Origin of the sequence: Mycobacterium asiaticum, from assembly GCF_001668675.1 — a bacterium.
GTDB lineage: Bacteria > Actinomycetota > Actinomycetes > Mycobacteriales > Mycobacteriaceae > Mycobacterium > Mycobacterium asiaticum_D.
Map to the genome: position 1 here is coordinate 19,677 of NZ_LZKQ01000331.1, position 24,135 is coordinate 43,811.

Consider the following 24,135-nt stretch of genomic DNA (forward strand, 5'->3'; position numbering starts at 1 on the left):
GAGTCCTCGAACGGCAGACCAATTAACGCGTCGGCGTGGTCGTCCGCGGCAGTGCCGGCTAAGCGCACGCGTCCTGGGCGAGCGTCGGTAACCATCCCTTCCACTACACCGTCGGCGTGCACCTTTAGTCCTTGAACAGCTCGCCGTCGAAGGCGGCCAGCAAGATGTCTACTGCGGCTCCCATCTTGCTTTGGGGCAGCCCGTGGCTGAGCAGACCGATACCCATGGCGGAGCCGAGGAAAGCCATGATGAGATCCATATCGTTTGCTTCTGTGGGGATTTCACCGTGCCGGCGGGCCTGAGAGAACATCTCGATCAACGCTGTGAGAAGCTCGGCGCCTTCCTGCAGTGACGGCACCAAATCGGGATGGCGCCTGATCTCGATCGGAATTGAGGCGAGGAACGGAGTGATCGTCGGCTTGCGTTCGTGCGTGCGCGCAGACGCCAGAAAGATCGCCTTGATCTTTTCTCGCAGCGGCCCGTCGATGTTGATCGCATCCATGTATTCGGGCAGCAATTCCGCCAACGCGGCATGAAAGGCGGCTTGGTACAGCTCGCGTTTGGATGCGAAGTACTGGTAGGTGGATGAGTGGGTGATACCTGCGGCTGCAGCGATTTCGGTCATCCGAGCACCCGAATAGCCATGCGTCCCGAAGTGGACTTGTGCGGCCTCCACAAGCCGCGCGACCGTCTCTTCCGCCGAGCTGCCCGGGGGGCGTCCGAGTTGTTTGGCGGGCCCGCTGCGCCGTCGCGTCACCTTGTGGCGTCCTGGGCCACTCATGGGCGACACCATTCCGTCTCGCCGGTCCCGTCTAATGCCAACATTCATCGAAATTACCCGACCGCCATCGTGAGCCCTGTTTTACACAGCCGCGGTGGCATCACGCACATTTCGAATCTTTCTGTGCGATTCGGGACTTACGCCTTTTTCCCAAGGCTCTGTTCCTTAGCTCGGTGTAATCGGTGTCGGGAGGGGGTAATTGAGGCGCGGTGGCCGGCGGAATCTTGCTCAGGCCTAACCATGCCTTGACGGCATAGCGCGCCAGCCCGGCCAGCACCCGCGGATTCCTCAGCAGGTCGAACACCGTTTCCTGCAGGTTGTACACCCTGTCGAAGTGGGTGTGGACCGCTTCGTCCTCCCAGCACGCCTGCGAAATGAAGTGAAACACCGGCCAGGTGGTCCTCCGCATCAGGCGCTTGCGAAAGCCTTCCGGTAGCGCCTCGCTGCCGCTCGCTTGTTCATAGCCGGCGTCGCGGCTGAGCGCCAACGTCCAGGCGCCCTTCAGGAACTTTGCTTGCTCCGCATAGAAAGCCTTCGGAAACTCCGCCGAGCGCGGATCTATGGCATCGGAGAGGCGTCGCACCATCACTGCCGCGGTCGATGCGCAAGACATGCCCTGCGCGTAGATGGGATTGAAAGCACACACCGCGTCCCCGAGGGCGATGAAACCCCTTGGCGGAGCATCGAGACGGTCGAATCGGCGCCAGACGTTGCGTGTGGAGCGCGTGTGGTGAACGCCGGTCAGCGGTTCGGAAGCAATCAGCAGGCGCGAGAACTCGCGAGTTCTGGTCTTGGTCGCCGCGGTCTCGTAGGACTCCACATCGGTGGGCATTTTCAGACCCCAGGATCCCATCACCGCGATGAAACTGTTGTCCTCGATCGGAAAAACCGAGCAGAGGTACTGATGGGGCTCGGGCGCGTGGTGGTCGGGGTCGGGGAACGTCGTCAGGAATCGGTACCACGGAAGATCGCCGGTCGGCCAGCGATACCAACGCGACGAATAGCTGACCTTCGCGTCGAGCGTCAGCTCCGCGGGTTCCTGACCGAACTCTTTCATCCACTTCGCTGCCCTGCTGCCTCGTCCACCGGCGTCAATCACGAAGTCGGCCGCCAATTCCCGTGTCTGACCGGCGGCATCCCGGTACAACACCCCGGCGATAATGGGCCCGCCGATATCGGTTCGAGACAGCAAGTGGTCCACCCGCGCGCCCTCGATGAGGGTGATGCCGGGATCGCTGGCCACGAACCCGCGGATGGTCATCTCGATCATCGGACGGGACGCGAAGTACATCCGCATGTCGGTCTGCGACCGAGGCGCCCAGCCGTTGATCAGGCAGTTGGCCGCCTGAAGGCCGGGGTCGATCTCGCAACCGCCGTTGTCGGTCAGCCGATGCGTGAACCCGGGGAACAGGGTTTCGATTGCTTCTCGGCCGGCGGCGAGCAGGAAATGATTGTGCCAGGCTTGCGGCGTCCCGCGCCGACCTTGCGGCCTGGTGGGTAACGAGTCCGCTTCCAGGATGGTGACTTTGGCAAACCGGTGCTGAAGGGCCCGCGCGGCGCATAAGCCGCCGATACTGGCTCCGATCACCACAGCATGCCCGGCGTTCGCCCCCGCGCAATCGTTGTCCTCGCCCATGAACCCTCCTCCCTGACGGCCTGACCCCAAGGCTAGCAGATATCCAACAGACTTGTCTGATTATTATCAGCGGCATAAGCTTGCGCAAGCCTGTCCGCGAGATCAGCCCAAGGAACTTCAGTGTGAATACCTGCACCGCCGAGTTCGCCCGCCTGACCGCGCCGCTGCAAGGCGTCCGGTGCGATGGCAACCCATTCATCACCGTTCACAGCCCGCTGTCATTGCAGAACTGGACATTTCCCGTGATCGAGGTGCTGTTGATCGCCGGCGCGATCGCATGCCTAATGCACGCCGTTCTGTGGTACCGGCGGCGCGGCGACTCGTCCAACCTGGTGGTGTGGAGCGCGCTCGTGCTGGCTCTGTTGCTGGTCGAACCGATCACCTATTTCCCCCAGTGGTTCCGACTTGATAGACAGATCGGCCTGGTGTTCGCCCACGGTCAGTTCTCTGTGCAGTTCCTGTACGACCGGCTGCCGCTCTACATCGTCGCCATGTATCCGGTGTTCGGTTACGTCGCCTATGCACTCGTGCAACGGACCGGAATCTTCAAGAAGTACAACGCATTCGTCGGAGCAACCTGCGTTGCGTTCGGATTCCTGTGCCTGTTCGAGGTCATTGACACTGTCGGCCCGCAGTGGCGATGGTGGGTGTGGAACACCGAAATAGCAACGGCGAAGCCATCTTTAGGCGTGGTTCCGTATGCGAGTTTGGAGGGCTTCTCGCTGATCGTGCCGTTTGCAGTCGCATTCGTAGCTCGGTTGCTCGCCCGCAAGCCCAGTCGCGGCGGCTGGCATATCGTGCGCGATGTGATCATTGCCAGCTTGGGAGTCTGGCCACTGATGGTCCTCAGCAGCGCGCTGTCGATCGTGCTGGGCATCGGCACGTCGCAACAAACCGGCCGATTCATCGCCACCTGGTTGCTCATCGTGGGCGCCGCACTAATTACCGCGTTCGCATTCGTTGGGGCCTACAGGGCGCGGCAACGGGACCCCTCGATCGTGCCCGAAGGTGTTGAACGCGACTACTTCACAGCAGTGTGCGTGTTTGTGTATCTAGTTTTCGGGGGCATCTTCTGGGCCGCCGCTCTGCCGGCGTATCTGGCGGCTCACAACGGGGTGACGCCTGCCGGAGACCCTACCGGGTCGCTGACGTTCGCTGTGATCACCTACATCCTCTCAATCGCGCTCGCCGCGGGCGCCTATACGCTTCGGCGGCATGCCCGTTCGGATGCGGCCAGCTCTCTCGCACCGACCGGATCCGTCGCCTGATGCGGTCTATGCGGTTCAAAACTCGATCGGCAGATCCACATGGACGCCGAAGGCCGACTCTTGGGACCGACCATACGACCTCCTCCTGAAATACGTCGAGGAATCCGGCGATGCTCTGGTCCCGCAGTAGTACTCCGTCGAGGTTTTCCATCTCGGGACATGGGTCGCTGCCCAACGCCGTAACTATGCGCAGGGCGCCCTAAAGCCCGACCGGGAGCGCCGTCTCAAGAAGGCCAACGGGCGGGTTTGGCGAGTGCGCTAACGCATCGCCCACTGAACCCGGTCCGTGGCGGACAACCGGACAACGCTGCCCCAAATTCGTGGTGCTCGTCTCAATACTTTAGATCTGAGACAGGCCCCGCAGGTCCTACTGCTGCAGAAGAAAGTCCACGTCGTACTGTCGCAAAAGTTGCCTCAGAACCATTGTCCCAATATTTGTGCTTCTGAGACTTTTGCGACAAACTTAATGCATGACCACCGCTACCGCTCTCACCGGTGTTCAAATCGGATACGCCCGCGTCTCCACCGGCCACCAGTCCCTCGACCAACAACTGGACGCCCTCACTGCAGCAGGGGTCGACCCTGACCGGGTCTATCGCGACAAGCTGTCCGGCACGTCGACACGCGAGCAGCGGCCCGGCCTAGCCGCATTGCTTGACTACGCACGAGCCGGTGACGCAATCGTCGTGGTCGGGATAGATCGATTGGGCCGCAATGCCGCCGAAGTCATGACAACGATTCGCGAGCTGCGTGACCGCGAGATCGCCTTGAAGTCGCTGCGCGAAGGAATTGACACATCCAACGCGACCGGCCGAATGGTGGCCGGAGTACTGGCCAGCCTTGCCGAGCTTGAGCTTGAGTTAGGCCGTGAGCGTCGAGCAGCGGCGCGTGAGGCACGCCGGATACGCGGCCAGCACATCGGACGCCCCAAGGCGCTCGATGCGAAGAAAGCCGGTCTGGCACAGCGGATGCACTCTAACGGTGAGTCGGCGAGCACGATTGCCAACGCCCTCGGCGTGAGCCGGGCGACCGTTTACCGCGTTTTGGCCGAAGAGACTGCTGCAGGCGATTGAGAGGATGCTGCGCCTCTCGCGTTCGACACGCGACTCGCGCAACTCAACCAGGGCGTTCGACTTCTGCTCGGGCCTGGTCGATTTGGTTGTAGGCGTAGGCCACTATCTCGGCGGTGGTCATCGTCTCACCCATGCGGGCCAGCGATTCGTAGGTCTGGTCGCCTAGGACGTCGCGGAGGTGGCCGATCGCTGATTTCATCTCGGCGCCCACGCCGCGGTCAGGGGGCTGAGGGCGAAGCCGGCGATGGTGGCCGCCGGTTCATGGCATCCGAGTCGGTAGAGAAAGCCTGTGAGGACGGCCAGGGGGACACGGATCGTGGTGATGTTGCCCGACTCGTAGTGATTGCGGATCGCCAGAGTGAATGAGTCGAGCGCGGCCAGCGGGTCGCCGTGTTGGGCCTCAAGACGGCACAAGACGGCCGCGATGTGTGACTCGTTGGCGCGGTTGCCGCTGTCGTGAGCAATCACCAGACCCCGACGCATGGCTTCAAGTGCCCGGTTGGGATCGGCGTCGCGGTAGGCGAACCCATCGGCCATAAGCGCGAGCGAGAGCGAATGCGGGTTGCCGGTGGCCTCGGCGGCATGGACCGCGCCCGCCACAGCTTCGATCGCCTCGTCAGCACGGCCAGCGATTTTCAGTGTTAATGCGAGGGATGCCCTGGTGATTCCATGCGTGTCGCGTCCGCGTGCGAGCTGTCCGCGGCACCACTCGACCGTTCGTTCGGACTGGCCGCGATATACGTGCGCACTGCCGAGCCAACCTTCGGCGCCGAACGGCAATTCAACGCGGCCACTGTCTATCAGCCGCTGGGCGGCGTCGCTGTAGTCAACAGCGTCTTCGAGCCGTCCCCACAAATGGCACCACGACGCCATTGTGTACAGGAACGCAAGCCGGGGATGCTCGAGGGTCCGGGCGGGCTCGATCAGATCTTCAGCCCAAGCTATAGGTTCGTAATTTTCGACCAAATAACCGAGAAACGCGGCGTAGGTCGCGATCGTAGCCGCTTCGCCTAGATCGCCGTGATCTGCGGCCCACCGGAAAGCTGCTCGCAGATTGGCCAATTCGACCGCAAACCAGTCGTAGGCCTCACGCTGGCGGGGGCTGTCCCACAGCGCCAGGATGTCGGCTTCGCGTCCGGCGAAGTACCGCGAGTGGGCGGCCCGAATCTCGGATGCTTCGCCGCGGGCGACGAGTTGCTCCTCGGCGAACTGGCGGATCGTCTCCAGCATCGAAAACCGGGTCCGCCCGAACGAACGGTCGGCGATCAGCAGCGATTTGCGCACCAGGGCGTCGAGTACCTCGAGGATGGCGTACTCGTCGCGGTCATCTGATCCGGCTACCGCGCAGGCGCTTTGCAGGTCAAATCCGCCCGCGAACACCGAACAGCATTTCAACACTGACTTTTCGGTGTCGGCGAGAAGATCGTAGGACCAGGCCACCGCATGGCGCAGCGTGTGGTGGCGTTCCAGGCCGCGCCGCGAGCCGACCAGCAGCCGAAACCGATGATCAAGACGATCACGCATTTCACTGGCGGTCATCGACGCCATCCGCGAGGCGGCCAGCTCGATGGCCAAGGGAATCCCGTCCAGGCGCTGACAAATCTCTATGACAGCGGCGGCTTCATGACCGTCGACCATCGAGAAGCTTGGCGCAGTGCCTTGGGCGCGTTCGACGAACAGGCTCACCGCCGCAGAGTCGATTCCCGTTGCGGCGTCCAGCGAGCGCACCGGCCACACCTGTTCGTCGGGGACTCCGAGTCCTTCGCGGCTGGTGGCCAGGATTCGTACAGTCGCCGAGTGCGCGAGTATCGCTTCGATCAGGTCCGTGGCGGCGTTGAGAACGTGCTCGCAGTTGTCGATCACCAACAGCCGGACCCGACCCTGCAACGCGGCGGCCACCGACTGGGTCACGGTCTTACCCGCCTGCTGGGTGATGCCCAACACCGCCGCCACCGCATCGGGCACTGCCGCCGGGTCGGTGACCGCAGCCAGCTCGAAAAACCAAACACCGTCAGGAAATTCATCGGCGAGCCGGCCAGCTACCTCGACCGCAAGGCGGGTCTTGCCGACCCCACCCACGCCGGTCAGCGTCACCAACCGATGCGCCTTGACCGCCGCTTGAATCTCGTCGACCTCGGACTCACGTCCGATCAAGCTGGCGGTCGCAGGCCGCAGATTTCCCGGAGTTGTATCCAGCGCCCGCAACGGCGGAAACTCCGCGCGAAGTTCGGCTGCCTGTACTTGAAACACCCCGACAGGCATCGGTACATCCCGCAACCTTCGCGGCCCCAGATCCACCAGATCAACTCCGCTGAGTAGACCCGCCGTCGACTCGGCCAACAGGATCTGACCACCGTGCCCGGCGGCCATCACCCGAGCAGCACGGTTCAGCACCGCACCGAAGTAATCACCCTCACGCAGCTCTGCTTCGCCGGTCGCCATCCCCATCCGCACCGGCAGCTCCAGCTCCCGCTGCGCGGCCACAGCCGCATCCACCGCCGAGCGCGGCGACGCAAACGCCGCACACACACCGTCGCCGGTGTGCTTGAACATGACGCCGCCATGCGCCTCAATCGCCTGACGCAACACCTGATCATGGGCAGCCAGCGCCGCCCGCATCCCCTCCGCGTCAGCCTCCCACCGACGCGTAGAACCCTCCACATCGGTAAACAAAAACGTCACCACCCCCGAAGGAGCAGCCGCCGGCGCAGCGGACACCCCCGCAGAATCTCACGACAGACGCGCCCACACCACGCACATCGCCGAAACCCGGCCCCACAGCCGACCCCCCAGTTCGGTCATCCCGATAGCTGGCCAGGAAACCTGACTTCACGGGTCGATATCGATGCCAGGTCCCCTGCCACTGCGCTGGCCGCAGGCGGCCTGGGGGAATGACCCCTCCCCCAATCTCGTCGCAGCGCGGATGAACGCGGCGCTGGCTGTTGGCTGGGAACGTGACTTTGAGCAAATGGCTATATTAGCTTGAGCTGCGGTAATAACTGCCGCCGTACATCGGCTCGATCGTCGACGGTAGGCGCTCACGCGTCTCGGCTGGGCCGGTGCGTCACGTGTTCCGCCGCTGAAGCCATTGCGGCTGTTGCTATGTCGGCGGTCTGCTGCGGGCCTGGGGGTGTCGAAGCCGTCAGTTGTCATCGCACACCATCCCGATCGCGGCAGGGCTTGCACCGGCCGGAGTAGATTGCCGCGGGGGTGTCGGCTCCGGTTGAATCCTGAGCAGCCTGCTCCGGGGTGGGTTCTAGTCAACGTCGCAACACCGACGGATTTTCGGAGGCTAGCAGGGTGGCGAATAAGTCGGCAGGGCAACGGTCTTTCAGCACCATCCGGGGACGGTGATTGAGTTCCTTCTCGACGGCCCTCAAGTGCCCCAGCGAATAGTTGGCGAGGGTGACGCCCTTGGGGAAGTAGTCCCGCAGTAGCCCGTTAGTGTTCTCGTTGCTGCCGCGCTGCCAGGGTGACCGGGAGTCACAGAAATAGACAGGCGCGCGGAGCTTGTCGGCGGTGGCGAGGTGGCGCGCCATCTCGGTCCCTTGATCCCAGGTGATCGACCGCATCAACGCCGGCGGCAGGTCCTGCATGCGAGCCACCAATGCGGCGTGCAACGAGTCGGAGTCAGCGCGGGGAAGATGGACTAGTCGCAGCATTCGCGTCTGGCGCTCGACCAGCGTGCCGATCGCTGAAAGGTGGTTGTCGCCGATGATGAGATCACCCTCCCAATGCCCGGCCTCGGACCTGTCAACGGGCGGAAAGGGCCGATCGTGAATGGTCAGCATCGGCTGCTGAAACCGTGGCCGCCGGCGCTGCGGGCACTGATGCGCCCGGCGGTGATCCCTGCCGGTGCGCAACGGTGAACGTCGGTGCGGCGCCAAACGCGAAGGCCGCATGAATCGCGAATTCGCTTGATAGACGGCTTGATAGATGCTCTCATGGCACAACCGCATCGACGGATCACCGGGAAAGCGCAGACGCAGGTGCCGGCTAATCTGCTGCGGGCTCCAGCGTCGACCGAGTAATTCGGCGACCATGGCGCTTAGATCGTCGTTGGTGTCTACCCGGCGTTGATGGTGACGTACTCGACGTGCGGTAGCTCGCCGATGGGCCTCGAAGGGCTGGTAGCCCCGCCCAGCCGGGGCGTTCCTATGTAGTTCGCGCGAAATCGTCGACGGTGCTCGGCCGAGCCGGTCGGCGATCGCGCGCATACTCAACCCACCATGGCGCAGATCGGCGATCTCGATGCGTTCCTCCTGGGACAGGAAACGCGAGCTGATCTGACGAACTGCGAGTCGATCAAGGGGCGGGACGAACCCGACCTCGACGCCGTTGCGATAGGTCTTGTAACCACGCGTCCAGTTCGTCGCCGCCGACCGAGATACGCCGACTTCGCGGGCCGCGGCCCGCACGCTCCACCCGCGAGCCCGCAACTCCATGAACCGCTGACGCTTGGCCGACAGCGGACGACGCCCCGGCCCCTTTTTCACCCGACGCGACGATGTCAACACAACCTCCAGAATCTAGAGAAGTGTTGCGACGACGCCTCGAAACCACCCCGGAACTACCTGCTCACTTTTCGACCGGAGCCGACAGGGGGTTAGCAACTGGTTGCCGCAGGCGCAACAGGTTTGGCTGTTAGCGGGCGGCTCCTCGGACGGTTCCTCCAATGGACCGCCATCCGTAGCGGATTCTCGCCGGGCCTCTGACCAGCAAGATCCCCTGTCAGCCCTAAGAATGTCTTCTTCTGGAATCTTGGAACCTTGCTGGTCAGGGGCCGCTTTTTCGTCTTTTTCGCCGGGGATCTTGGAATCTTGCTGGTCAGAAGCGGTTTGGGAGAGTCGCCAGAACCAGCCATTTTCTTCGCCGGCTCTGGAGCGTCGGGTTGGGATTTTGTCCTTGATCCGACTGCGGGCCTTGATCAAATCCTTCTCGCTGTAGCCAACTTTGTTTCCGGCGTCGATCACGTCGCGGCTGTAGACCTCACCATCCGCGTTGTCGTTGGCATGTTCACGCAGATAGCCGATGATGAACCGCTGAGCCGGGTTGAGCCCATCTTCCCCACGGTCGTCGCCGCCGCGCCCGGAAGCAGCGAGGATATCGGCCACCGACCGGTCCGACAGCCCCAGCGGCACGAACCTACCAGTGACAGCCGTCCCAGTAGGCGTGTCCACCTCCGCGGACTCCATCCGGTAACGCAACGACGGAAGATCAGCGCGACCCAAGCTGTTTTTCGACTGGGTAATAACACAGTCCCCCGTTTCGGGGTCACGGGCGAACCCGAACACGGCGCGGGGCACGTTCTTGAACGCGCCCGAACCGGTGATACGCGCAGACACGTCGGTTCCATCGCCCTTGTTGAAATGGGCCACCCCGTAGAGGACCGCGCCTGTGCGGTCGGCGATCGCGACGAGTGGGTCCAACGCTTGGCGGACGTCGCGTTCTCGGTGGGTGTCGATACGGTCACTGATCAGCGACATCAGCGGATCGAGAACCACTAGCGCGACATTGTGCTCCACGATCGTCTGCTCAAGCAGGGTGTTATCGAAGGGCAGTAACAGGTGCATCGTTTCATCGGTCTCGGTGATGACATCGAACCGACCTATCCGAGTCAGGTCGGCGCCGGCGGCGATGAGCCGGGGCACGACTGTGTGCTTCCAGGAGTCCTCCACGGCGACGTACAACACGCGCCGCGGCACGCCGACCCAGGCGCCGGGTAGTTTGCCGGTAGAGACTTGGGCGGAGAGGTAGACAGCGAACGAGGATTTGCCCAGCCCCTCCGTGCCGGCCCCGATCGCGATCGTCCCGGCGGCGATCCGGCCCGACGGGAACGACCCTGACCAGCAAGATTCCCAAGATTCTTCCCCGGCAACGCCCCCACCAGCAAGATTCCAAGATTCCGCCGGTTTGTCGTTCAGGGAACCGGCGGAATCTTGCTCAGAATCTCGCGGGTCGTCGCCGAAATTGCCGCACCACGCCCAAACCACGGGCTCGGGAATGATCTGGTTTGCCCACGTGACGTGCGGGCGGCGGCCAGCCGGGTCACGACTGTTCGCTGACTCGCCGGGTTCATGGGTGTGGCCGCCAAGCTCTGCGCGGATCTGCTCGTCGGTCTTGGACGCGGCCAGTGCGGTGCCATACCGGATCATGTCAGCGATCTCGAACCGCTTCGGTTCACGACGCGGTTCGGTGGTACGCACCACATGGGCGTGCCGATCAACCAGGGTCTGCCGCGCCCGCCTGTAATCGGCTTCGGTGATACAACCGTGACGGCGCGCGCAGAACAGCCTGATGTGCTGGCCGTAATACCACGGGTTGCGCGCCGCGCCCGGTTTCGGCGCGTCAGCTGCCCAGCCTTCGATCATCTTGGCGGCATAGCGGCAGGTGCGCTCGGCCCACTTCCAGCCCGAAGGTGGTGAAACCTCCTCCCGGCTGGCTTCCCCGTCACCGGGCTGCTCGTAGATGCCGACCTCGGTCAGTCGCTCGTCGACCTCGCTCATGGTGAGCGGGCCGCCCGCGCCGCCGTAGGTGATCACCGGGATCGGGCCCTGCCCGTCGGTGTTCTTGTTGTTGAACGTGCCGGGCACACGCATCATGCGGGCCAGCTCGTAGACGTTGTCGACCTTGACGTTCAGCGTGTCGGCAACCGCGGCGACCAGGCGGCGCCAGCGGCGGATCAGCGCCCGGCCCGAGGTGATGTCACCGTCGCGGATGTGCCCGTCACTGATGGGCCAGTAGGCGTGCAGACCGTGACCGGATCTGACGATGACCGAGGGGCGGGTGCCCAGGATGATGGACAGGTTGGCGATGATGGCGTAGGCGACATCCAGGCTGGGACAGCCGCCCGGCTTAGTGTCGAGGTCACACCACAACGCGGCCAGCCGCGTCACGTCGGCTTCAGTGCCGCGCCCATTGTTGGTCCTGGCCGGGCCTCGGGTCGGGTTGACGCCGAAGTAGATGTTGGCCGTCATTGGGATCTGGGCGATCACCGTGGCCGCGTCGGCGGGTGTCATGACAGCGGTGTGTGGCCCGTCATCGTTCTCGTACAGTAACGACACGAACTCGCCCGCCCTCGGTGAACCCTAGTGTGTCTAGCAGCCCGGCAAAAGTGACGGTGCCCAGATGTTCACCTCTGGTCATAAGGCGAGCCCTCCAAGTCATCCCGCTAGCCCGACTACCAACAGACTCACGTTGGCGCGCCCGTTCCTGCGGCGCGTTGTGGTGGTGTCTGCGCTCATGACACGGTCGGCGCGGCTATTCCTTTACGCCGACACCTGGCTGAGTCGATCCACGTATGCAGCAATGGACGGCCTTGATGTGAACACCGGCTTCCAGCCACGCCACGGCGGCGCTGTGACGCAGGGTGTGCACCCCGACGTTGTCGATATCAGCTTTCGCTGCCGCCGTTTTGATGGTGCGCAGCACGTTGCGCGGTTCGACCGGCGTCCCGAACTCGGTGGTAAACACCAGGCCGGTGTCAGTCCAATGCTCACCGGCGTGTAACCGCTCTGCGGCCTGGGCCGCGCGCTGAGACTTGAGCATCGCCACGATGGCCGGTGACAAAGGCACCGTACGCCGGGACCGCTCAGACTTCGGTTCGGTGATAGTCAGCTCATCCCCGACACGGCGTAGAGTGCTGCGAACCTTCAGCCAGCCCTCACTGAGGTTGACGTGGCGCCAGTGCAGTCCTAACGCTTCGCCACGGCGTAATCCGGTTGCCGCGATCAGCAGCAGAACGTTGTGATGGCGTAGGCCCTGCGCGGCCTTGAGAACAGACGCAACGGTGTCCGCGTCGAGGTGCTTGGCCTCTTTGTGCTCGACACCGGGGCGGCGCACCAGGTGGCAAGGATTACGGGCTATGAGTCCGTCGAGCACCGCGTCATCGAGTGCCCCGCGCAGTACCGTGTAGACACGGCGCACCGTGGCGTCCGAAAGGCCCCGCCTGCGCAATTCGACAATCAGGCCGTCGATATCGGTCTTGCGCAACCTGTCTAGTCGCGTGGTGCCCAAGGGTGGCGGGAGGAGGTGCTTGCGGACGATGCCCCGGCACAGCTCCTTAGTCGACTCTTTGCGGTTCGACGCCTCTAGTGATGTGCCCGCCCAGTGGGTGAGCCAGTCGGCAACCAGGTTGGATGAATCACGCACTGGTGCTTGCTCTTTGATACGGTCGCGCGTCTGGTCTAGTTTGTCCCGCACGGCCTCGGCTGTCTTGGCGTACACGGAGTGAGACTTGCGCCCACCTGTTGCCGGGTCGACGTAGCTGATCCGCGCCTCCCATGTTCCGTTGGGCCGCTGCCGGATCGAGCCCTCGCCGGATGCCCGTTTAGTCATTAATCAACCCTTCTTTGCGGGCGGCTGCGATGTAGCGGAATGCCTGACTGTCGGTGACGTCGAACGCTTCGGTAATGGCGCGGGTTCGCCCACCCGCAGGTGCTTTCTGGTGTATCTCGGCAACCAGTGCCAAGAACTCTGGTGTGATCTTTCGGCGAGAGGTAGCACGCTGCAGAGTTCTTCGCGCCACAGGATGCGTTACCTCGTATCCGCCGTCAGGGTCGGGCATTATTAGGCCAACGGCTAGGTATGCCTCGTCTCGAAGCTGGTCGAGCTTGATCGCAGCCAAATCTTTTGTGCGAAGGTGCTTTCCGTCAGACCAGAGCCTGATGCTCACGGCTCCGGGTGCACGGTTGTGAACCTCGAACACGATTTCGCAGCCCTCGTGGGTGTAGGTGAGTTGCCTGTGGGTGAATGCATCCTCACCTATCGGCACGATTGTGTTATCGGTGACCTCGACATGCCCGCCACGGGGCATCTCGTAGATGAGCTTGACTTTTTCCCACGCCATCGCGCAGGCCATCCCCTGTCATCAAAAAGTTCGCTAATGCTAGGTCGCATTGTCTATGCGATATGGCATTCTGTCAAGAGCCGCCGTAATCGCGGCGCGCACCAGCGAACACCCTGGGAGAATTGATGGACAGCGACACCGGCCGCCTACTCGTGCCGTACGACGAAGCGATGCGCATGCTCGGCGGCATCGGCCGCACCACCTTCTATGAGCTGATGGCGACGGGGGAGATCGAGCAAGTCAAGATTGGCCGACGCGGTTTCATCACCTCGAAATGGCTGACCTGCTGGGCCATGCCTCGATCTCCATTACCGGTGACATCTACGGCCACACCAGCGACGCGAGCAGTCGAGCCGCGATTGACGGGCTGACCAGCGCGTTAGGCATCTAGTTTGCTGGCGTGGCCTCACCGATAGCCGGTTTGGGTACCGCGCGGTGGTATTGCCCTTACCGTAATAGCGTCAATAATCGTGTTCGTCCTGGTGGAGCTAAGGGGACTCGAACCCCTGACCCCCACACTGCCAGTGTGGTGCGCTACCAGCTGCGCCATAGCCCCAAGTCGTGCCAATCGAAGCTACACCACCTGCATCCGTCCTTCAAAACCGCTGGTCAGTCATCCGCGTCGGCCGCCGAAGAAGGCGACAAGCCAGAGCTGGAAGCACCAACCAGTCGGGTCTCCGGCCCCAGCACCCAACCGACGGCGGCGACCAGCAGCACAATCCCGCTGATCACAAAGCTCCACGCGTAACTGATGTGCCCGGCGACCCAACCGACCGTGGTGGCACCGACGATCGCACCCAGATCGTGCACCATCTGCACCATCGCCACCGGGGCGCCGGCACGAGCTTCGCTGCCCAGGATGTCGGCGACCGCGGCCTGCATCGGCGACATGTAGACGCCGGCCGTTGCCCCGCCGACAAAGGCCGCCGCCAGAAACCACGGCAGCGACGTGGCGAAGCCGAGCCAGATTGTCGCCAGACCGGAGGCAGCGAGGCCGACGATCAGCAACGTGCGCCGCCCCATCCGATCGGACAGGTTGCCACTGGGGATGACGGCCAGCGCGTTGCCCGCCGCGAACATCCCCAGCACGAGACCGATGGTGCCGACGCTTCGGCCCATGACGTCGGTGACGAACAGCGGGACGAGTGCGACACGGAGGCCGAATGCCGTCCAACCCGTCGCCAGGTTCGCCAACAATGCCGCCCAGTAGGCGCGGACCCGCAACGCCTGGCGCATGGTCACCGTCGATCGCGTCGGTGGTCCGGATGCCGTCAGCTGCGAATTCCGCAAGCTGTAGATGAGCGCCACCGCGACCCCGAGCAGCGCGCCGCCGTAAACCACGAAGGGGGCAGCCACTCCCCATCGCGCAACCAGGCCGCCCACCGCGGGCCCACCGACCGCGCCCACCATGAAGGAAGTGGTGAACAGACCCGCGACCCGTCCCCGCGCGTCGGGCGGGCTGATGTGGATCAACAATCCAAATGCCGAAATGAAGAACATCGTCGAGCCGATACCGCTGATCAACCGGAACACCAGCAATTGCCAGTAGGTGTGGGCGAACGGGCACGCGGCGGTGGAGAGCGCCACGATCAGCACGCCGGCGATGTAGATCCGCCGCTCGCCCAGCCGCTGCACCAATACACCGCTGGGCGGGGCGAAACACATCCGGCTCAGTGAGACCGCGGTGACCAGAAACGTCACCGCGTCAATGCTCACTCCGAAAGTTCGCGCAAGGGAAGGCATCACCGGCGAAATGACGCCGTAGCCCAGCGCGACAATGACGTTCGCCCAACTGAGGATCCAGGCTTCGCGCGGCAACCGGGCGGGCCCAGGACCCCTGGCGCACGGGAGTCGCAGGGAAACGGTCACCCAATGACTTTATTGACCACCTCTCGAGCGGTTTCCTGCACCTCCGTCAAATGCTCGGGCCCGAGGAAGGATTCGGCGTAAATCTTGTACACATCCTCGGTGCCCGACGGCCGTGCCGCGAACCAGGCGTTGGCGGTGGTCACCTTCAGCCCGCCCAGCGGGGCACCGTTACCCGGCGCGTTGGTCAGCTTCGCCGTGATCGGCTCCCCCGCCAGCTCGGTGGCCGTCACCTGCTCGGCTGAGAGCCGAGCCAACCGGGACTTCTGCTCCCGGTCGGCCGGCGCGTCGACCCGGGCATACACCGGGGCGCCGTATTCGGCCGCCAGTTCCGCGTACCGCTGCGACGGCGTGCGGCCGGTCACCGCCAAGATCTCCGATGCCAGCAGTGCCAGGATGATGCCGTCCTTGTCGGTGGTCCACACCGACCCGTCCCGCCGCAGGAACGACGCGCCCGCGGACTCCTCGCCGCCGAACCCGATGGTCCCGCCGATCAGCCCTTCGACGAACCACTTGAATCCGACCGGCACCTCGATCAGCTGACGGCCGATACCGCCCACCACCCGGTCGATGATCGACGAACTCACCGCCGTCTTGCCGACGGCGATCCCGTCCGGCCACGCGGGCCGATGGGTGTAGAGGTAGTCGATCGCCACCGCCAGATAGTGGTTCGGGTTCAGCAGCCCCTCATCGGGCGTGACGATCCCGTGCCGGTCGGAGTCGGCGTCGTTGCCGGTGGCGATCTGGTAGCGATCCCGGTTAGCAATCAGCGACGCCATGGCATCCGGTGAGCTGCAGTCCATCCGGATCTTGCCGTCGTGGTCCAGCGTCATGAACCGCCACGTCGCGTCCACCAGCGGATTGACGACGGTCAGATCCAGGAAGTGCCGCGAGGCGATCTCCGCCCAGTAATCCACGCTGGCCCCGCCGAGCGGGTCGGCGCCGATGCGCACCCCCGCCTCGCGTATCGCGGCGATGTCCACCACGTTAGGCAGGTCCTCGACGTAGGCACCTAGATAATCGTGGCGCTGCACGGAACTCAGTACCCGTGCCCACGGAACCCGGCGCACCGCGGACATATCATGCAGAATCTCGTTGGCGCGCTTGGCAATTGCCCCTGTGGCGTCGCTGTCGGCCGGACCGCCGTGCGGCGGGTTGTACTTGAAGCCGCCGTCGGGCGGCGGGTTGTGCGACGGCGTGACCACGATCCCGTCGGCCAAGCCCTCGGTGCGACCGCGGTTGTAGGTCAGGATCGCATGGCTGATCGCCGGCGTCGGCGTATACCGATCGGCGGCGTCGATGAAGGCAACGACGTCGTTGGCAGCCAGTACCTCCAGCGCCGACACCCATGCGGGCTCCGAAAGCCCGTGCGTGTCACGGCCGATGAACAACGGGCCGGTAGTGCCCTGGGCGGCTCGATATTCAACGATCGCCTGGGTGATCGCCAGGATGTGCGCCTCGTTGAACGCCCCGTTCAGCGCCGAACCGCGATGTCCCGACGTGCCGAACACGACCTGCTGCGCCACGTCGTCGGGGTCTGGCTCAACGGTGTAGTACGCCGTCACCAGGTGGGGCAGGTCGACAAGGTCTGCGGGCTGAGCCGGCTGACCGGCGCGCGGGTTGGCCATGGTTACCAATTCTGCCCACATCCCCCGACCCCGTCTTAGGCTGCTAGGCGCACGGTTGGCACACGGGAGGGAAATACCAGTGGCGCGCCCGGACTATCGAGAGCTTGCAGCGATTTTCGCCGGCGGCGCGCTGGGCTCGTTGGCCAGAGCCGGGCTGGCCACCCTCGCCGGTCCCGATCCGGCACGCTGGCCCTGGCCTACGTTCGTCGTCAACATCGTCGGCGCCTTCCTGCTCGGGTACTTCACCACCCGACTGCTGGAACGCTTGCCACTGTCCAGCTATCGCCGTCCGCTGCTGGGCACCGGGTTGTGCGGCGGGCTGACCACGTTCTCCACCATGCAGGTCGAGACGGTCCGGATGATCGAGCACGGCCATTGGGTGCTGGCCACCAGCTACACGCTCGTCAGCATCGCGCTGGGCCTGTTGGCGGTGTACCTGGCCACGGCCCTGGTCCGCCGAGTGCGTATCCGATGACGACCGTTCTGGTCTGGCTGGGCGTCATGGTCATCGGCGGCGTCGGATCGGTGGCGCGGTTTCTGGTGGACCGGTCCGTCGCCCGCCGGGTCGGCCGCGGATTTCCGTTCGGCACGCTGACGGTCAACATCACCGGTGCCGCCCTGCTCGGGTTCCTCGCCACCCTCGCGCTGCCGAAGGACGTGGCCTTGCTGGCCGGCACCGCATTCGTCGGCGCGTACACCACATTTTCGACCTGGATGCTGGAAACCCAACGCCTCAGCGAGGAACGGCAGCTGCTCGTGGCGTTCGCGAATATCGCCGTCAGCGTCGTCCTCGGGCTGGCCGCGGCGGTACTGGGTCAGCGGATCGCGGGGCTGATATGAGCGAACAGAGCCTGAAGCTGACCGCATACTTTGGCGAGCGGCAACGCGCCGTCAGCGAACCCAGGCGTTTTCTGGCCGACGGGATGCTGGACCTGTTCGGTGCCCGCGGAGTGGCCACCAGCGTCATGCTGCGCGGGATCGCCAGCTTCGGCCCCAAGGGCGATCTGCGCACCGATCAGTCGCTCAGCCTGTCCGAAGACCCGCCGGTCACCATCGCGGCGGTCGACGTCGAATCCAAGATCCGTCCCCTGGTCGACGAGGTCGCGGCGATGACCGGTCGCGGCATGGTGACACTGGAACGAGCGCGATTGATCACCCGCGACAGCGGTACCGACGCCCTCAGCGAGATCGACAGCCGGACCGGGGACGCCGCCAAGCTCACCATCTACGTCGGCCGCCAGGTGCGCATCGCCGGCAAGCCCGCCCACTACACGATCTGCGAACTGCTGCATCGGCATTCATTCGCCGGTGCCACAGTGCTTCTCGGGGTCGACGGCACCGCATACGGTCAGCGCCAGCGGGCCCGCTTCTTCGGCCGCAACGTCAATGTCCCCCAGATGATTATCGCCGTCGGGTTGCCTGCGCAGGTGTCGGCCGCGGCCGCCGAACTGGCCCGGATGCTGCCGAACCCGTTGCTGACCGTCGAACGGGTGCGGCTGTGCAAACGCGACGGTGAGTTGTTCGCTCGCCCCCAGGAGTTGCCGGCCGCCGACAGCCAGGGCCGCACGCTGTGGCAGAAGCTGATGGTGCACACCGCCGAAGTCGGTCACGAGGAGACCCAACCGATCCACCGCGCGATAGTGCACCGGCTGATGCAGTCCCAGACGGCTCGCGGCGCCACCGTGCTGCGCGGCATCTGGGGTTTTCACGGTGACCATGAACCGCACGGCGACAAGCTTTTTCAGCTCACCCGCAAGGTACCGCTGGCCACCATCATCGTCGACACACCACAGGCCGTCGCCCGCAGTTTCACCGTGGTCGACGAGCTGACGGCCCACCACGGATTGGTCACCAGCGAAATGGTTCCCGCCGCCATATCGCTGGACGGCGCCCAACGCAGCGCCGAAACACCGCTTGCCGAATACGATTACTGAACTGCTTACCTGGTCCAAAGACCGCGGCCTGAAGCAGCGCGAGCCGAACCTGGATGCGTTTTTCGGCTCGGGGTTTCGCAGCCAGGTTCGACCCGCGGGCTTGCGGGGACGTAACGCGACGAGCGGGCGAGTCAGCGACGCCCGAGCAGTTTCGCCAACACGGCCGCATGACTGATGTCGACCTCACGGGTCGAGGTGACCAGTGTGACCGCACCGCGCTTGGCCATGTCCCGCAGTTCGTCCAGGGCCGGACTGTCAGCAAGCTCCGCCTCGTAACGCGCCGCGAACTCGTCGAACAGCTCAGGCTGGTGGTGGTACCAGTCCCGCAGCTCCTTCGACGGTGCCACGTCCTTACACCAGATGCCCACTCGCGGATCGTCCTTGCGGACCCCGCGTGGCCAGATGCGGTCCACCAGCACCCGCTGCCCCTCGTCGGGATCCGGCTCGTCGTAGATTCGAGCCAGCCGAACTTCACGCTTGGAACTCATTGCAGCACAGTAACTCTGGGCTTCATCGTCCGCCTCCTCGACGACATTCCTGCCAGCAGACGTTACGCCGGGTTTATCAGTAGTGGTAGGTGTCCGACGGGGCCGGCGAGTGCACCTGCTCGTCTTCGAACTCCGAGGCCTCGATGCCGTACGCGCGTGCCAGATCCAGGATTTTGGTGGCACGGGCGATGCGCGGCAGGTCCGACCCGTTGCGGATCTCGCCGCCGTCCCGCTCGAACTCGGCGAAAAACTCTTTGGCCCAACCGATCTCTTCCTGGGACGGCGACAGGCCCTCGTTGACCACCGCGCACTGATCCGGCGACAGACAGATCTTGCCGGTCATGCCGAACTCCACGGACACCGCCGTCGCCTCGATGAGCTTCAGCGGGTTTGAACCGATGGTCGGCCCGTCGATGGCACTGGCCAGGCCCGCGGCCTTGGCGGCGATGGTGAACCGGGACCGCGCATACGCCAGGGTGGTCGGGTCTTCACCGAACCCGGTGTCGCGGCGGAAGTCGCCGATGCCGAACGCCAGCCGGAAGGTGCCCTTGGCCGCCGCGATCTCGGTGATGCGCTCCAGCCCGCGGGCGGTTTCGACCAGCGCCACGATCGGCACGTTGGGTAGCCGCTTGGCGGTCTCGGTGACGTGATCGACGGATTCGACCATCGCCAGCATGACCCCGCCCACCGGTGTGTCGGCCAGCTTCGCGAGGTCCTCGGCCCACCACGGCGTCCCGAAGCCGTTGACCCGCACCCAGTCGTTGTTGTCCGCGGAGAGCCAGCGCACCACGTTGTCGCGGGCGGTCACTTTGTCTTTCGGGGCCACCGCGTCCTCGATGTCGAAGACGACGATGTCGGCGCGAGACTGGGACGCGGCCTCGAACCGGTCGGCATGGGCGCCATTGACCAGCAGCCAGCTCCGGGCCAAGACCGGATCGAGGCGTGAGCCGATGTCGGCGGGATCCGTCGCGTCGTAGTTGGCGTGGTCATACATTGCGTGGTCGGCCGCCTCTGCATTCCGGTCGTGTCGAGCGTGTCGTCACTAACCGTAGCGGCAGGTCAACCGACCAGGGCACCGGCCAGATCCAGCGGTTCCACCTCGACACCCGCCAGATCCGCGTTGAAGTCCGGCCCCAGCAGGTGCCCGGCCTCGTGCATCTGGAGCAGCGGTCCGCTGGTGAACGTCGCGAGGTCCATCGACACGGGCGTCATGTCCTCCCACGGCCCGGTGGCGTGCCGCCCCGCATAGGCCGCGGCCGAGAAGATCAGGTGCACGATGACCGGTTCACCATCGTGCGTCAAGTAGTCGTTCGACTCCACCCAGGCGCCACGCAGGTCGGGATCGACCAGCAGCCATACCTCGTTTTCGGCTCGCACGCGAGCCACAAAGCGCTGGTAACGGGCGTGCAGGTCAGCTTGAAGATGTAAAGGCATGCCGCAGCTTACCAATAGAAACAGTTGACTATGCAAACTGTACGACGAATGTCGTGAATCGCCCACGAGGTGTGGGCGAAGGTGGTTGGATGGCCGCGTGGCAAACATCACCCGAAGTCGGACGGTGACGGCCCCACAGCAGGCGATCTGGGACATCCTGGCCGACTTCGGCGGCCTCAGTTCTTGGATGGACAGCGTCGACCATTCGTGCGTGTTGCGCCCCGGCCCCGACGGCGATCCCGTCGGCACCACCCGACGCGTGCAGATGGGCGGCAACGTGCTGGTGGAGACCATCACCGAATTCGAGCCGCCCACCACGCTGGCCTATGACATCGAGGGGTTGCCGACCCGGTTGGGGAAGATGGCCAATCGCTGGACGCTGCAACCCGCGGGCGCAGCAACCGTGGTGACCCTGACGAGCACGCTCAAGATCGGTAACCGCCCGCCGGCCCACCTGGCCGAACGGGTGTTGCTGCGCTTCATGGCCAGGCAGTCCGACGCGCTGCTGGCCGGACTCGCCCATCGATTGGAGACCACGCATGTCTGACCGCCCCGACATCGTCATCATCATGACCGACGAGGAGCGCGCGGTGCCGCCCTACGAATCGGCCGATGTCCTCGCCTGGCGGCAGCGGGCCCTCCCCGGCCGCCGGTGGTTCGACGAACACGGCGTGAGTTTCACCCGGCACTACACCGGTTCGCTGGCCTGCGTGCCGAGCCGACCCACAATCTTCACCGGCCAGTACCCCGACCTGCACGGCGTTACCCAGACCGACGGCATCGGCAAACGCTACGACGACTCCCGGTTGCGCTGGCTGCGCGCCGGCGAGGTACCCACGCTGGGCAACTGGTTCCGGGTGGCCGGGTACGACACCCACTACGACGGCAAATGGCACATCTCGCACGCCGACCTCGAGGATCCGGCGACCGGCGGCGCGCTGGCCACCAACGACGACGACGGTGTCGTCGACCCGGCGGCTGTGCAGCGCTATCTGGACGCCGATCGCCTCGCCCCCTACGGCTTCTCCGGGTGGGTGGGACCCGAACCCCATGGCGCCGGCAACGCCAACAGCGGCTACCGACGCGACCCGCTGATCGCCGACCGGGTGGTGGCGTGGCTCGAGGACCGCTACGCGCGGCGCCGCGCCGGTGACGCCGCCGCACTGCGCCCGTTCCTGCTGGTGGCCAGCTTCGTCAACCCGCATGACATCGTGCTGTTCCCGGCCTGGGCGCGGCGCAGCCCGGTGCAGCCGTCGCCGCTGGATCCGCCGCCGGTGCCGCCGGCCCCCACCGCCGAAGAGGACCTGTCGACCAAGCCAGCCGCGCAGATCGCCTTCCGCGAGGCCTACTACTCGGGATACGGTCCGACGCCGGCCATCAGCCGCACCTACAAGCGGAACGCGCAGCGCTATCGAGACCTGTACTACCGCTTGCACGCCGAAGTCGACGCTCCGATCGACCGGGTGCGGCGCGCCGTCACCGAAGGCGGATCGGACAACGCCGTCCTGGTGCGCACCTCCGACCACGGTGAGCTCCTCGGAGCGCACGGCGGCTTGCACCAGAAGTGGTTCAACATGTACGACGAGGCGACCCGGGTGCCGTTCGTCATCGCCCGCATCGGCCAGCAAGCGACACAGCCACGCGCCGTGACCGCGCCGACTTCGCATGTCGATCTGGTGCCGACCCTGCTCAGCGCGGCCGGCATCGACGTGGAGGCCGCGGCCACCGACCTCGCCGAGTCGTTCTCCGAGGTGCATCCGCTTCCCGGGCGTGACCTGATGCCCGTGGTGGACGGGGCACCCGCCGACGAGACCCGCGCTGTGTATCTGATGACGCGCGACAACGTGCTCGAGGGTGACACCGGGGCCTCGGCGCTGTCGCGTCAGCTCGGACGTGACGTGAATCCTCCTGCGCCGCTTCGCATCAAGCTGCCGGCACACGTAGCCTCAAACTTTGAGGGACTGGTGGCGCGCGTCGACGAGAGCGACGGCGGCGCCGGGCACCTGTGGAAGCTGGTGCGCACGTTCGACGACCCGGCCACCTGGACGGAGCCCGGCGTACGGCACCTGGCCGCGAACGGCATCGGCGGCGAGGCCTACCGCACCGATCCGATCGACGACCAGTGGGAACTGTATGACCTCACCACCGATGCCGTAGAGGCGGACAACAGGTGGGCCGACCCCGAATTGCATGAATTGCGAACGTATCTGCGGATGCAGCTCAAGCAAGCGCGGGCGTCGTCGGTGCCCGAACGCAACCGGCCGTGGCCCTACGCCACTCGGCAACCACCCGAAGGCAAGTCGCAAGGGGTACTGCAGCGGGTGTTCGGGCGGTTCGGCTAGACCCGAGCGTCAGGCCAGCGGCGCCAGCTGAGCCGCCAGCTCGTCGAGCCTGCGCAGCGTCTCATCGCGTGGCTCGCTCGGCAACTCCACCAAAACCCGCTCGACGCCCAGCGGCGCATAGCCGGCCAGGACATCGGGGCTCGCCTCACCCCACTGACACACCGTCACCGGGACATCGGGGCCGGCCGTCTTGCGTAACTCGTCGAGTGGCCACGACAGCAACTCCGGGGACGGGCAGATCGCGATCCAGCCGGCTCCCAGGCGGGCGATCCGCTTGAAACTGGCCGGGCCGCCACCGACGTACAGCGGCGGATACGGCTTGGTTACCGGCTTGGGCCAGCAGTAGATCGGATCGAAATCGACGTGCTTGCCGTGGAATTCGGCTTGCTCCTTGGTCCAGATCTCGATCATGGCGAGCAACCTCTCTTCGGCCACCCGGCCACGCACCGCGGGGTCGACACCGTGGTTGGCGACTTCCTCGCGCAGCCAACCCACACCCACTCCGAAGCGGAAACGACCCTGCGACACCAGATCCAGCGACGCGACCTCTTTGGCCGTGACGATGGGATCGCGTTCGGGAATCAGCGCGATCCCGGTGCCCAGCACCAGCCTTTGGGTGGCCACCCCCGCCGCGGTCAACGCCACAAACGGATCCAGCGGCCGGTAGTACTTCCGCGGCAGCTCACCGCCGCCGGGGTAGGGGCTGTCGTGGTTGACCGGGATATGGGTGTGTTCGGCCACGAACAATGACTCGAACCCGCGCTCTTCGAGGGCACGTCCCAGTTCCGCCGGCCCGATGCTCTCGTCAGTGATGAACGCCAGAACACCGAAATCCAT

General features: G+C 64.8%; 22 protein-coding genes, 1 tRNA gene and 1 pseudogene. 9 read left to right on the forward strand and 15 right to left on the reverse strand.

The window, feature by feature from the left end; genetic code table 11:
• Positions 1–124 precede the first annotated feature (124 nt).
• Positions 125–829 carry a TetR/AcrR family transcriptional regulator gene (locus A9X01_RS27620; RefSeq protein ID WP_081282669.1) on the reverse strand — a complete coding sequence of 235 codons (705 nt, stop codon included), beginning with the start codon at positions 827–829 and terminating at the stop codon, positions 125–127.
• Positions 830–881: 52 nt separating this feature from the next.
• Positions 882–2,417, reverse strand: coding sequence for an NAD(P)/FAD-dependent oxidoreductase (locus A9X01_RS27625; protein ID WP_065123754.1), 1,536 nt, complete (start codon positions 2,415–2,417; stop codon positions 882–884).
• Positions 2,418–2,497: 80 nt separating this feature from the next.
• On the opposite strand from A9X01_RS27625, the gene A9X01_RS27630 reads away from it, so the two are divergent.
• The 3 genes and pseudogenes from A9X01_RS27630 (at position 2,498) to A9X01_RS27635 (ending at position 4,758) form a co-directional block, all read left to right on the forward strand.
• Positions 2,498–3,685 (forward strand): hypothetical protein, encoded by a 1,188-nt coding sequence (locus A9X01_RS27630; RefSeq protein ID WP_155772321.1) that lies wholly within the window; start codon positions 2,498–2,500, stop codon positions 3,683–3,685.
• Positions 3,686–3,836: 151 nt separating this feature from the next.
• Positions 3,837–3,947: pseudogene (locus tag A9X01_RS32105) on the forward strand (Helicase associated domain protein); the annotation flags it as partial.
• 208 nt (positions 3,948–4,155) lie between these two features.
• Positions 4,156–4,758 carry a recombinase family protein gene (locus tag A9X01_RS27635; RefSeq protein WP_065123756.1) on the forward strand — a complete coding sequence of 201 codons (603 nt, stop codon included), beginning with the start codon at positions 4,156–4,158 and terminating at the stop codon, positions 4,756–4,758.
• A gap of 43 nt (positions 4,759–4,801) precedes the next feature.
• Here the strand turns inward: A9X01_RS27635 and A9X01_RS32110 are convergent, their stop codons facing one another.
• The 6 genes from A9X01_RS32110 to A9X01_RS27660 all read right to left on the reverse strand — a co-directional run bounded on the left by A9X01_RS32110 (position 4,802) and on the right by A9X01_RS27660 (position 13,606).
• On the reverse strand, positions 4,802–4,957 hold the full coding sequence (locus A9X01_RS32110) for a hypothetical protein (protein WP_366663728.1): 156 nt from the start codon (positions 4,955–4,957) through the stop codon (positions 4,802–4,804).
• Positions 4,954–7,440, reverse strand: a complete 2,487-nt coding sequence (locus A9X01_RS27640; protein ID WP_366663729.1) for an ATP-binding protein — start codon at positions 7,438–7,440, stop codon at positions 4,954–4,956. Before A9X01_RS27640 ends, A9X01_RS32110 begins: the two co-directional genes overlap by 4 nt.
• Positions 7,441–8,018: 578 nt before the next feature.
• Positions 8,019–9,254 carry an IS30 family transposase gene (locus A9X01_RS27645; RefSeq protein WP_216638950.1) on the reverse strand — a complete coding sequence of 412 codons (1,236 nt, stop codon included), beginning with the start codon at positions 9,252–9,254 and terminating at the stop codon, positions 8,019–8,021.
• A gap of 33 nt (positions 9,255–9,287) precedes the next feature.
• Positions 9,288–11,777, reverse strand: coding sequence for an AAA family ATPase (locus tag A9X01_RS27650; protein ID WP_155772322.1), 2,490 nt, complete (start codon positions 11,775–11,777; stop codon positions 9,288–9,290).
• A 241-nt stretch (positions 11,778–12,018) separates the two neighbouring features.
• A complete protein-coding gene (locus A9X01_RS27655) occupies positions 12,019–12,984 on the reverse strand; it encodes a tyrosine-type recombinase/integrase (protein ID WP_065123759.1) in 966 nt (321 codons plus the stop codon).
• A gap of 103 nt (positions 12,985–13,087) precedes the next feature.
• The gene (locus A9X01_RS27660; protein WP_216638951.1) at positions 13,088–13,606 is read right to left on the reverse strand and encodes a hypothetical protein; all 519 of its coding nucleotides are present in this window, start codon (positions 13,604–13,606) and stop codon (positions 13,088–13,090) included.
• A gap of 125 nt (positions 13,607–13,731) precedes the next feature.
• Here A9X01_RS27660 and A9X01_RS30960 point away from each other — a divergent pair, with 125 nt between their 5' ends.
• A complete protein-coding gene (locus A9X01_RS30960) occupies positions 13,732–13,977 on the forward strand; it encodes a helix-turn-helix domain-containing protein (protein ID WP_065123761.1) in 246 nt (81 codons plus the stop codon).
• A 109-nt stretch (positions 13,978–14,086) separates the two neighbouring features.
• Here A9X01_RS30960 and A9X01_RS27670 read toward each other — a convergent pair.
• From A9X01_RS27670 to pgm, 3 genes are all read right to left on the reverse strand, one after another.
• Positions 14,087–14,162: transfer RNA gene (locus A9X01_RS27670), tRNA-Ala, on the reverse strand.
• Between the two features lie 53 nt (positions 14,163–14,215).
• Complete coding sequence (locus A9X01_RS27675; RefSeq protein WP_366663730.1) at positions 14,216–15,406, reverse strand: MFS transporter; 1,191 nt, start codon at positions 15,404–15,406, stop codon at positions 14,216–14,218.
• Between the two features lie 65 nt (positions 15,407–15,471).
• Positions 15,472–17,100, reverse strand: coding sequence for a phosphoglucomutase (alpha-D-glucose-1,6-bisphosphate-dependent) (gene pgm / locus A9X01_RS27680; protein ID WP_065123762.1), 1,629 nt, complete (start codon positions 17,098–17,100; stop codon positions 15,472–15,474).
• A gap of 79 nt (positions 17,101–17,179) precedes the next feature.
• Between pgm and crcB (A9X01_RS27685) the strand changes: the two genes are divergently transcribed.
• The 3 genes from crcB (A9X01_RS27685) to A9X01_RS27695 are packed head-to-tail and all read left to right on the forward strand — an operon-like array spanning position 17,180 to position 19,034.
• The gene (gene crcB / locus A9X01_RS27685; protein ID WP_065123763.1) at positions 17,180–17,575 is read left to right on the forward strand and encodes a fluoride efflux transporter CrcB; all 396 of its coding nucleotides are present in this window, start codon (positions 17,180–17,182) and stop codon (positions 17,573–17,575) included.
• Positions 17,572–17,940: a fluoride efflux transporter CrcB gene (gene crcB, locus A9X01_RS27690; RefSeq protein WP_065123764.1), complete on the forward strand. Its 369-nt coding sequence runs from the start codon at positions 17,572–17,574 to the stop codon at positions 17,938–17,940. The genes crcB (A9X01_RS27685) and crcB (A9X01_RS27690) overlap by 4 nt, the downstream gene beginning before the upstream one ends.
• The gene (locus tag A9X01_RS27695) at positions 17,937–19,034 is read left to right on the forward strand and encodes a DUF190 domain-containing protein (RefSeq protein ID WP_065123765.1); all 1,098 of its coding nucleotides are present in this window, start codon (positions 17,937–17,939) and stop codon (positions 19,032–19,034) included. Before crcB (A9X01_RS27690) ends, A9X01_RS27695 begins: the two co-directional genes overlap by 4 nt.
• Positions 19,035–19,165: 131 nt before the next feature.
• Here the strand turns inward: A9X01_RS27695 and A9X01_RS27700 are convergent, their stop codons facing one another.
• From A9X01_RS27700 to A9X01_RS27710, 3 genes are all read right to left on the reverse strand, one after another.
• A complete protein-coding gene (locus tag A9X01_RS27700; protein WP_065123766.1) occupies positions 19,166–19,522 on the reverse strand; it encodes a DUF488 domain-containing protein in 357 nt (118 codons plus the stop codon).
• A 76-nt stretch (positions 19,523–19,598) separates the two neighbouring features.
• Positions 19,599–20,516, reverse strand: a complete 918-nt coding sequence (locus tag A9X01_RS27705) for an HpcH/HpaI aldolase/citrate lyase family protein (RefSeq protein ID WP_065123767.1) — start codon at positions 20,514–20,516, stop codon at positions 19,599–19,601.
• 65 nt (positions 20,517–20,581) lie between these two features.
• Positions 20,582–20,956 carry a DUF2750 domain-containing protein gene (locus tag A9X01_RS27710; protein WP_065123768.1) on the reverse strand — a complete coding sequence of 125 codons (375 nt, stop codon included), beginning with the start codon at positions 20,954–20,956 and terminating at the stop codon, positions 20,582–20,584.
• A 97-nt stretch (positions 20,957–21,053) separates the two neighbouring features.
• On the opposite strand from A9X01_RS27710, the gene A9X01_RS27715 reads away from it, so the two are divergent.
• Complete coding sequence (locus A9X01_RS27715; protein WP_065123769.1) at positions 21,054–21,503, forward strand: SRPBCC family protein; 450 nt, start codon at positions 21,054–21,056, stop codon at positions 21,501–21,503.
• Positions 21,496–23,298 carry a sulfatase family protein gene (locus A9X01_RS27720; protein WP_065123770.1) on the forward strand — a complete coding sequence of 601 codons (1,803 nt, stop codon included), beginning with the start codon at positions 21,496–21,498 and terminating at the stop codon, positions 23,296–23,298. The genes A9X01_RS27715 and A9X01_RS27720 overlap by 8 nt, the downstream gene beginning before the upstream one ends.
• 9 nt (positions 23,299–23,307) lie before the next feature.
• Here A9X01_RS27720 and A9X01_RS27725 read toward each other — a convergent pair whose 3' ends face one another.
• Positions 23,308–24,135 (reverse strand): LLM class F420-dependent oxidoreductase, encoded by an 828-nt coding sequence (locus tag A9X01_RS27725; protein WP_065123771.1) that lies wholly within the window; start codon positions 24,133–24,135, stop codon positions 23,308–23,310.

Excerpts from the sequence above, each read along its gene's own strand:
- crcB (WP_065123764.1), top strand. The coding sequence starts at position 17,572 with ATGACGACCGTTCTGGTCTGGCTGGGCGTCATGGTCATCGGCGGCGTC.
- A9X01_RS27700 (WP_065123766.1), bottom strand. The coding sequence starts at position 19,522 with ATGAGTTCCAAGCGTGAAGTTCGGCTGGCTCGAATCTACGACGAGCCG.
- A9X01_RS27660 (WP_216638951.1), bottom strand. The coding sequence starts at position 13,606 with ATGGCGTGGGAAAAAGTCAAGCTCATCTACGAGATGCCCCGTGGCGGG.
- A9X01_RS27620 (WP_081282669.1), bottom strand. The coding sequence starts at position 829 with ATGAATGTTGGCATTAGACGGGACCGGCGAGACGGAATGGTGTCGCCC.
- A9X01_RS27725 (WP_065123771.1), bottom strand. The coding sequence starts at position 24,135 with ATGGATTTCGGTGTTCTGGCGTTCATCACTGACGAGAGCATCGGGCCG.
- A9X01_RS27625 (WP_065123754.1), bottom strand. The coding sequence starts at position 2,417 with ATGGGCGAGGACAACGATTGCGCGGGGGCGAACGCCGGGCATGCTGTG.
- A9X01_RS27720 (WP_065123770.1), top strand. The coding sequence starts at position 21,496 with ATGTCTGACCGCCCCGACATCGTCATCATCATGACCGACGAGGAGCGC.
- pgm (WP_065123762.1), bottom strand. The coding sequence starts at position 17,100 with ATGGCCAACCCGCGCGCCGGTCAGCCGGCTCAGCCCGCAGACCTTGTC.
- A9X01_RS30960 (WP_065123761.1), top strand. The coding sequence starts at position 13,732 with ATGGACAGCGACACCGGCCGCCTACTCGTGCCGTACGACGAAGCGATG.
- A9X01_RS27650 (WP_155772322.1), bottom strand. The coding sequence starts at position 11,777 with ATGACACCCGCCGACGCGGCCACGGTGATCGCCCAGATCCCAATGACG.
- A9X01_RS27635 (WP_065123756.1), top strand. The coding sequence starts at position 4,156 with ATGACCACCGCTACCGCTCTCACCGGTGTTCAAATCGGATACGCCCGC.
- A9X01_RS27710 (WP_065123768.1), bottom strand. The coding sequence starts at position 20,956 with ATGCCTTTACATCTTCAAGCTGACCTGCACGCCCGTTACCAGCGCTTT.
- A9X01_RS32110 (WP_366663728.1), bottom strand. The coding sequence starts at position 4,957 with ATGAAATCAGCGATCGGCCACCTCCGCGACGTCCTAGGCGACCAGACC.
- A9X01_RS27695 (WP_065123765.1), top strand. The coding sequence starts at position 17,937 with ATGAGCGAACAGAGCCTGAAGCTGACCGCATACTTTGGCGAGCGGCAA.
- A9X01_RS27705 (WP_065123767.1), bottom strand. The coding sequence starts at position 20,516 with ATGTATGACCACGCCAACTACGACGCGACGGATCCCGCCGACATCGGC.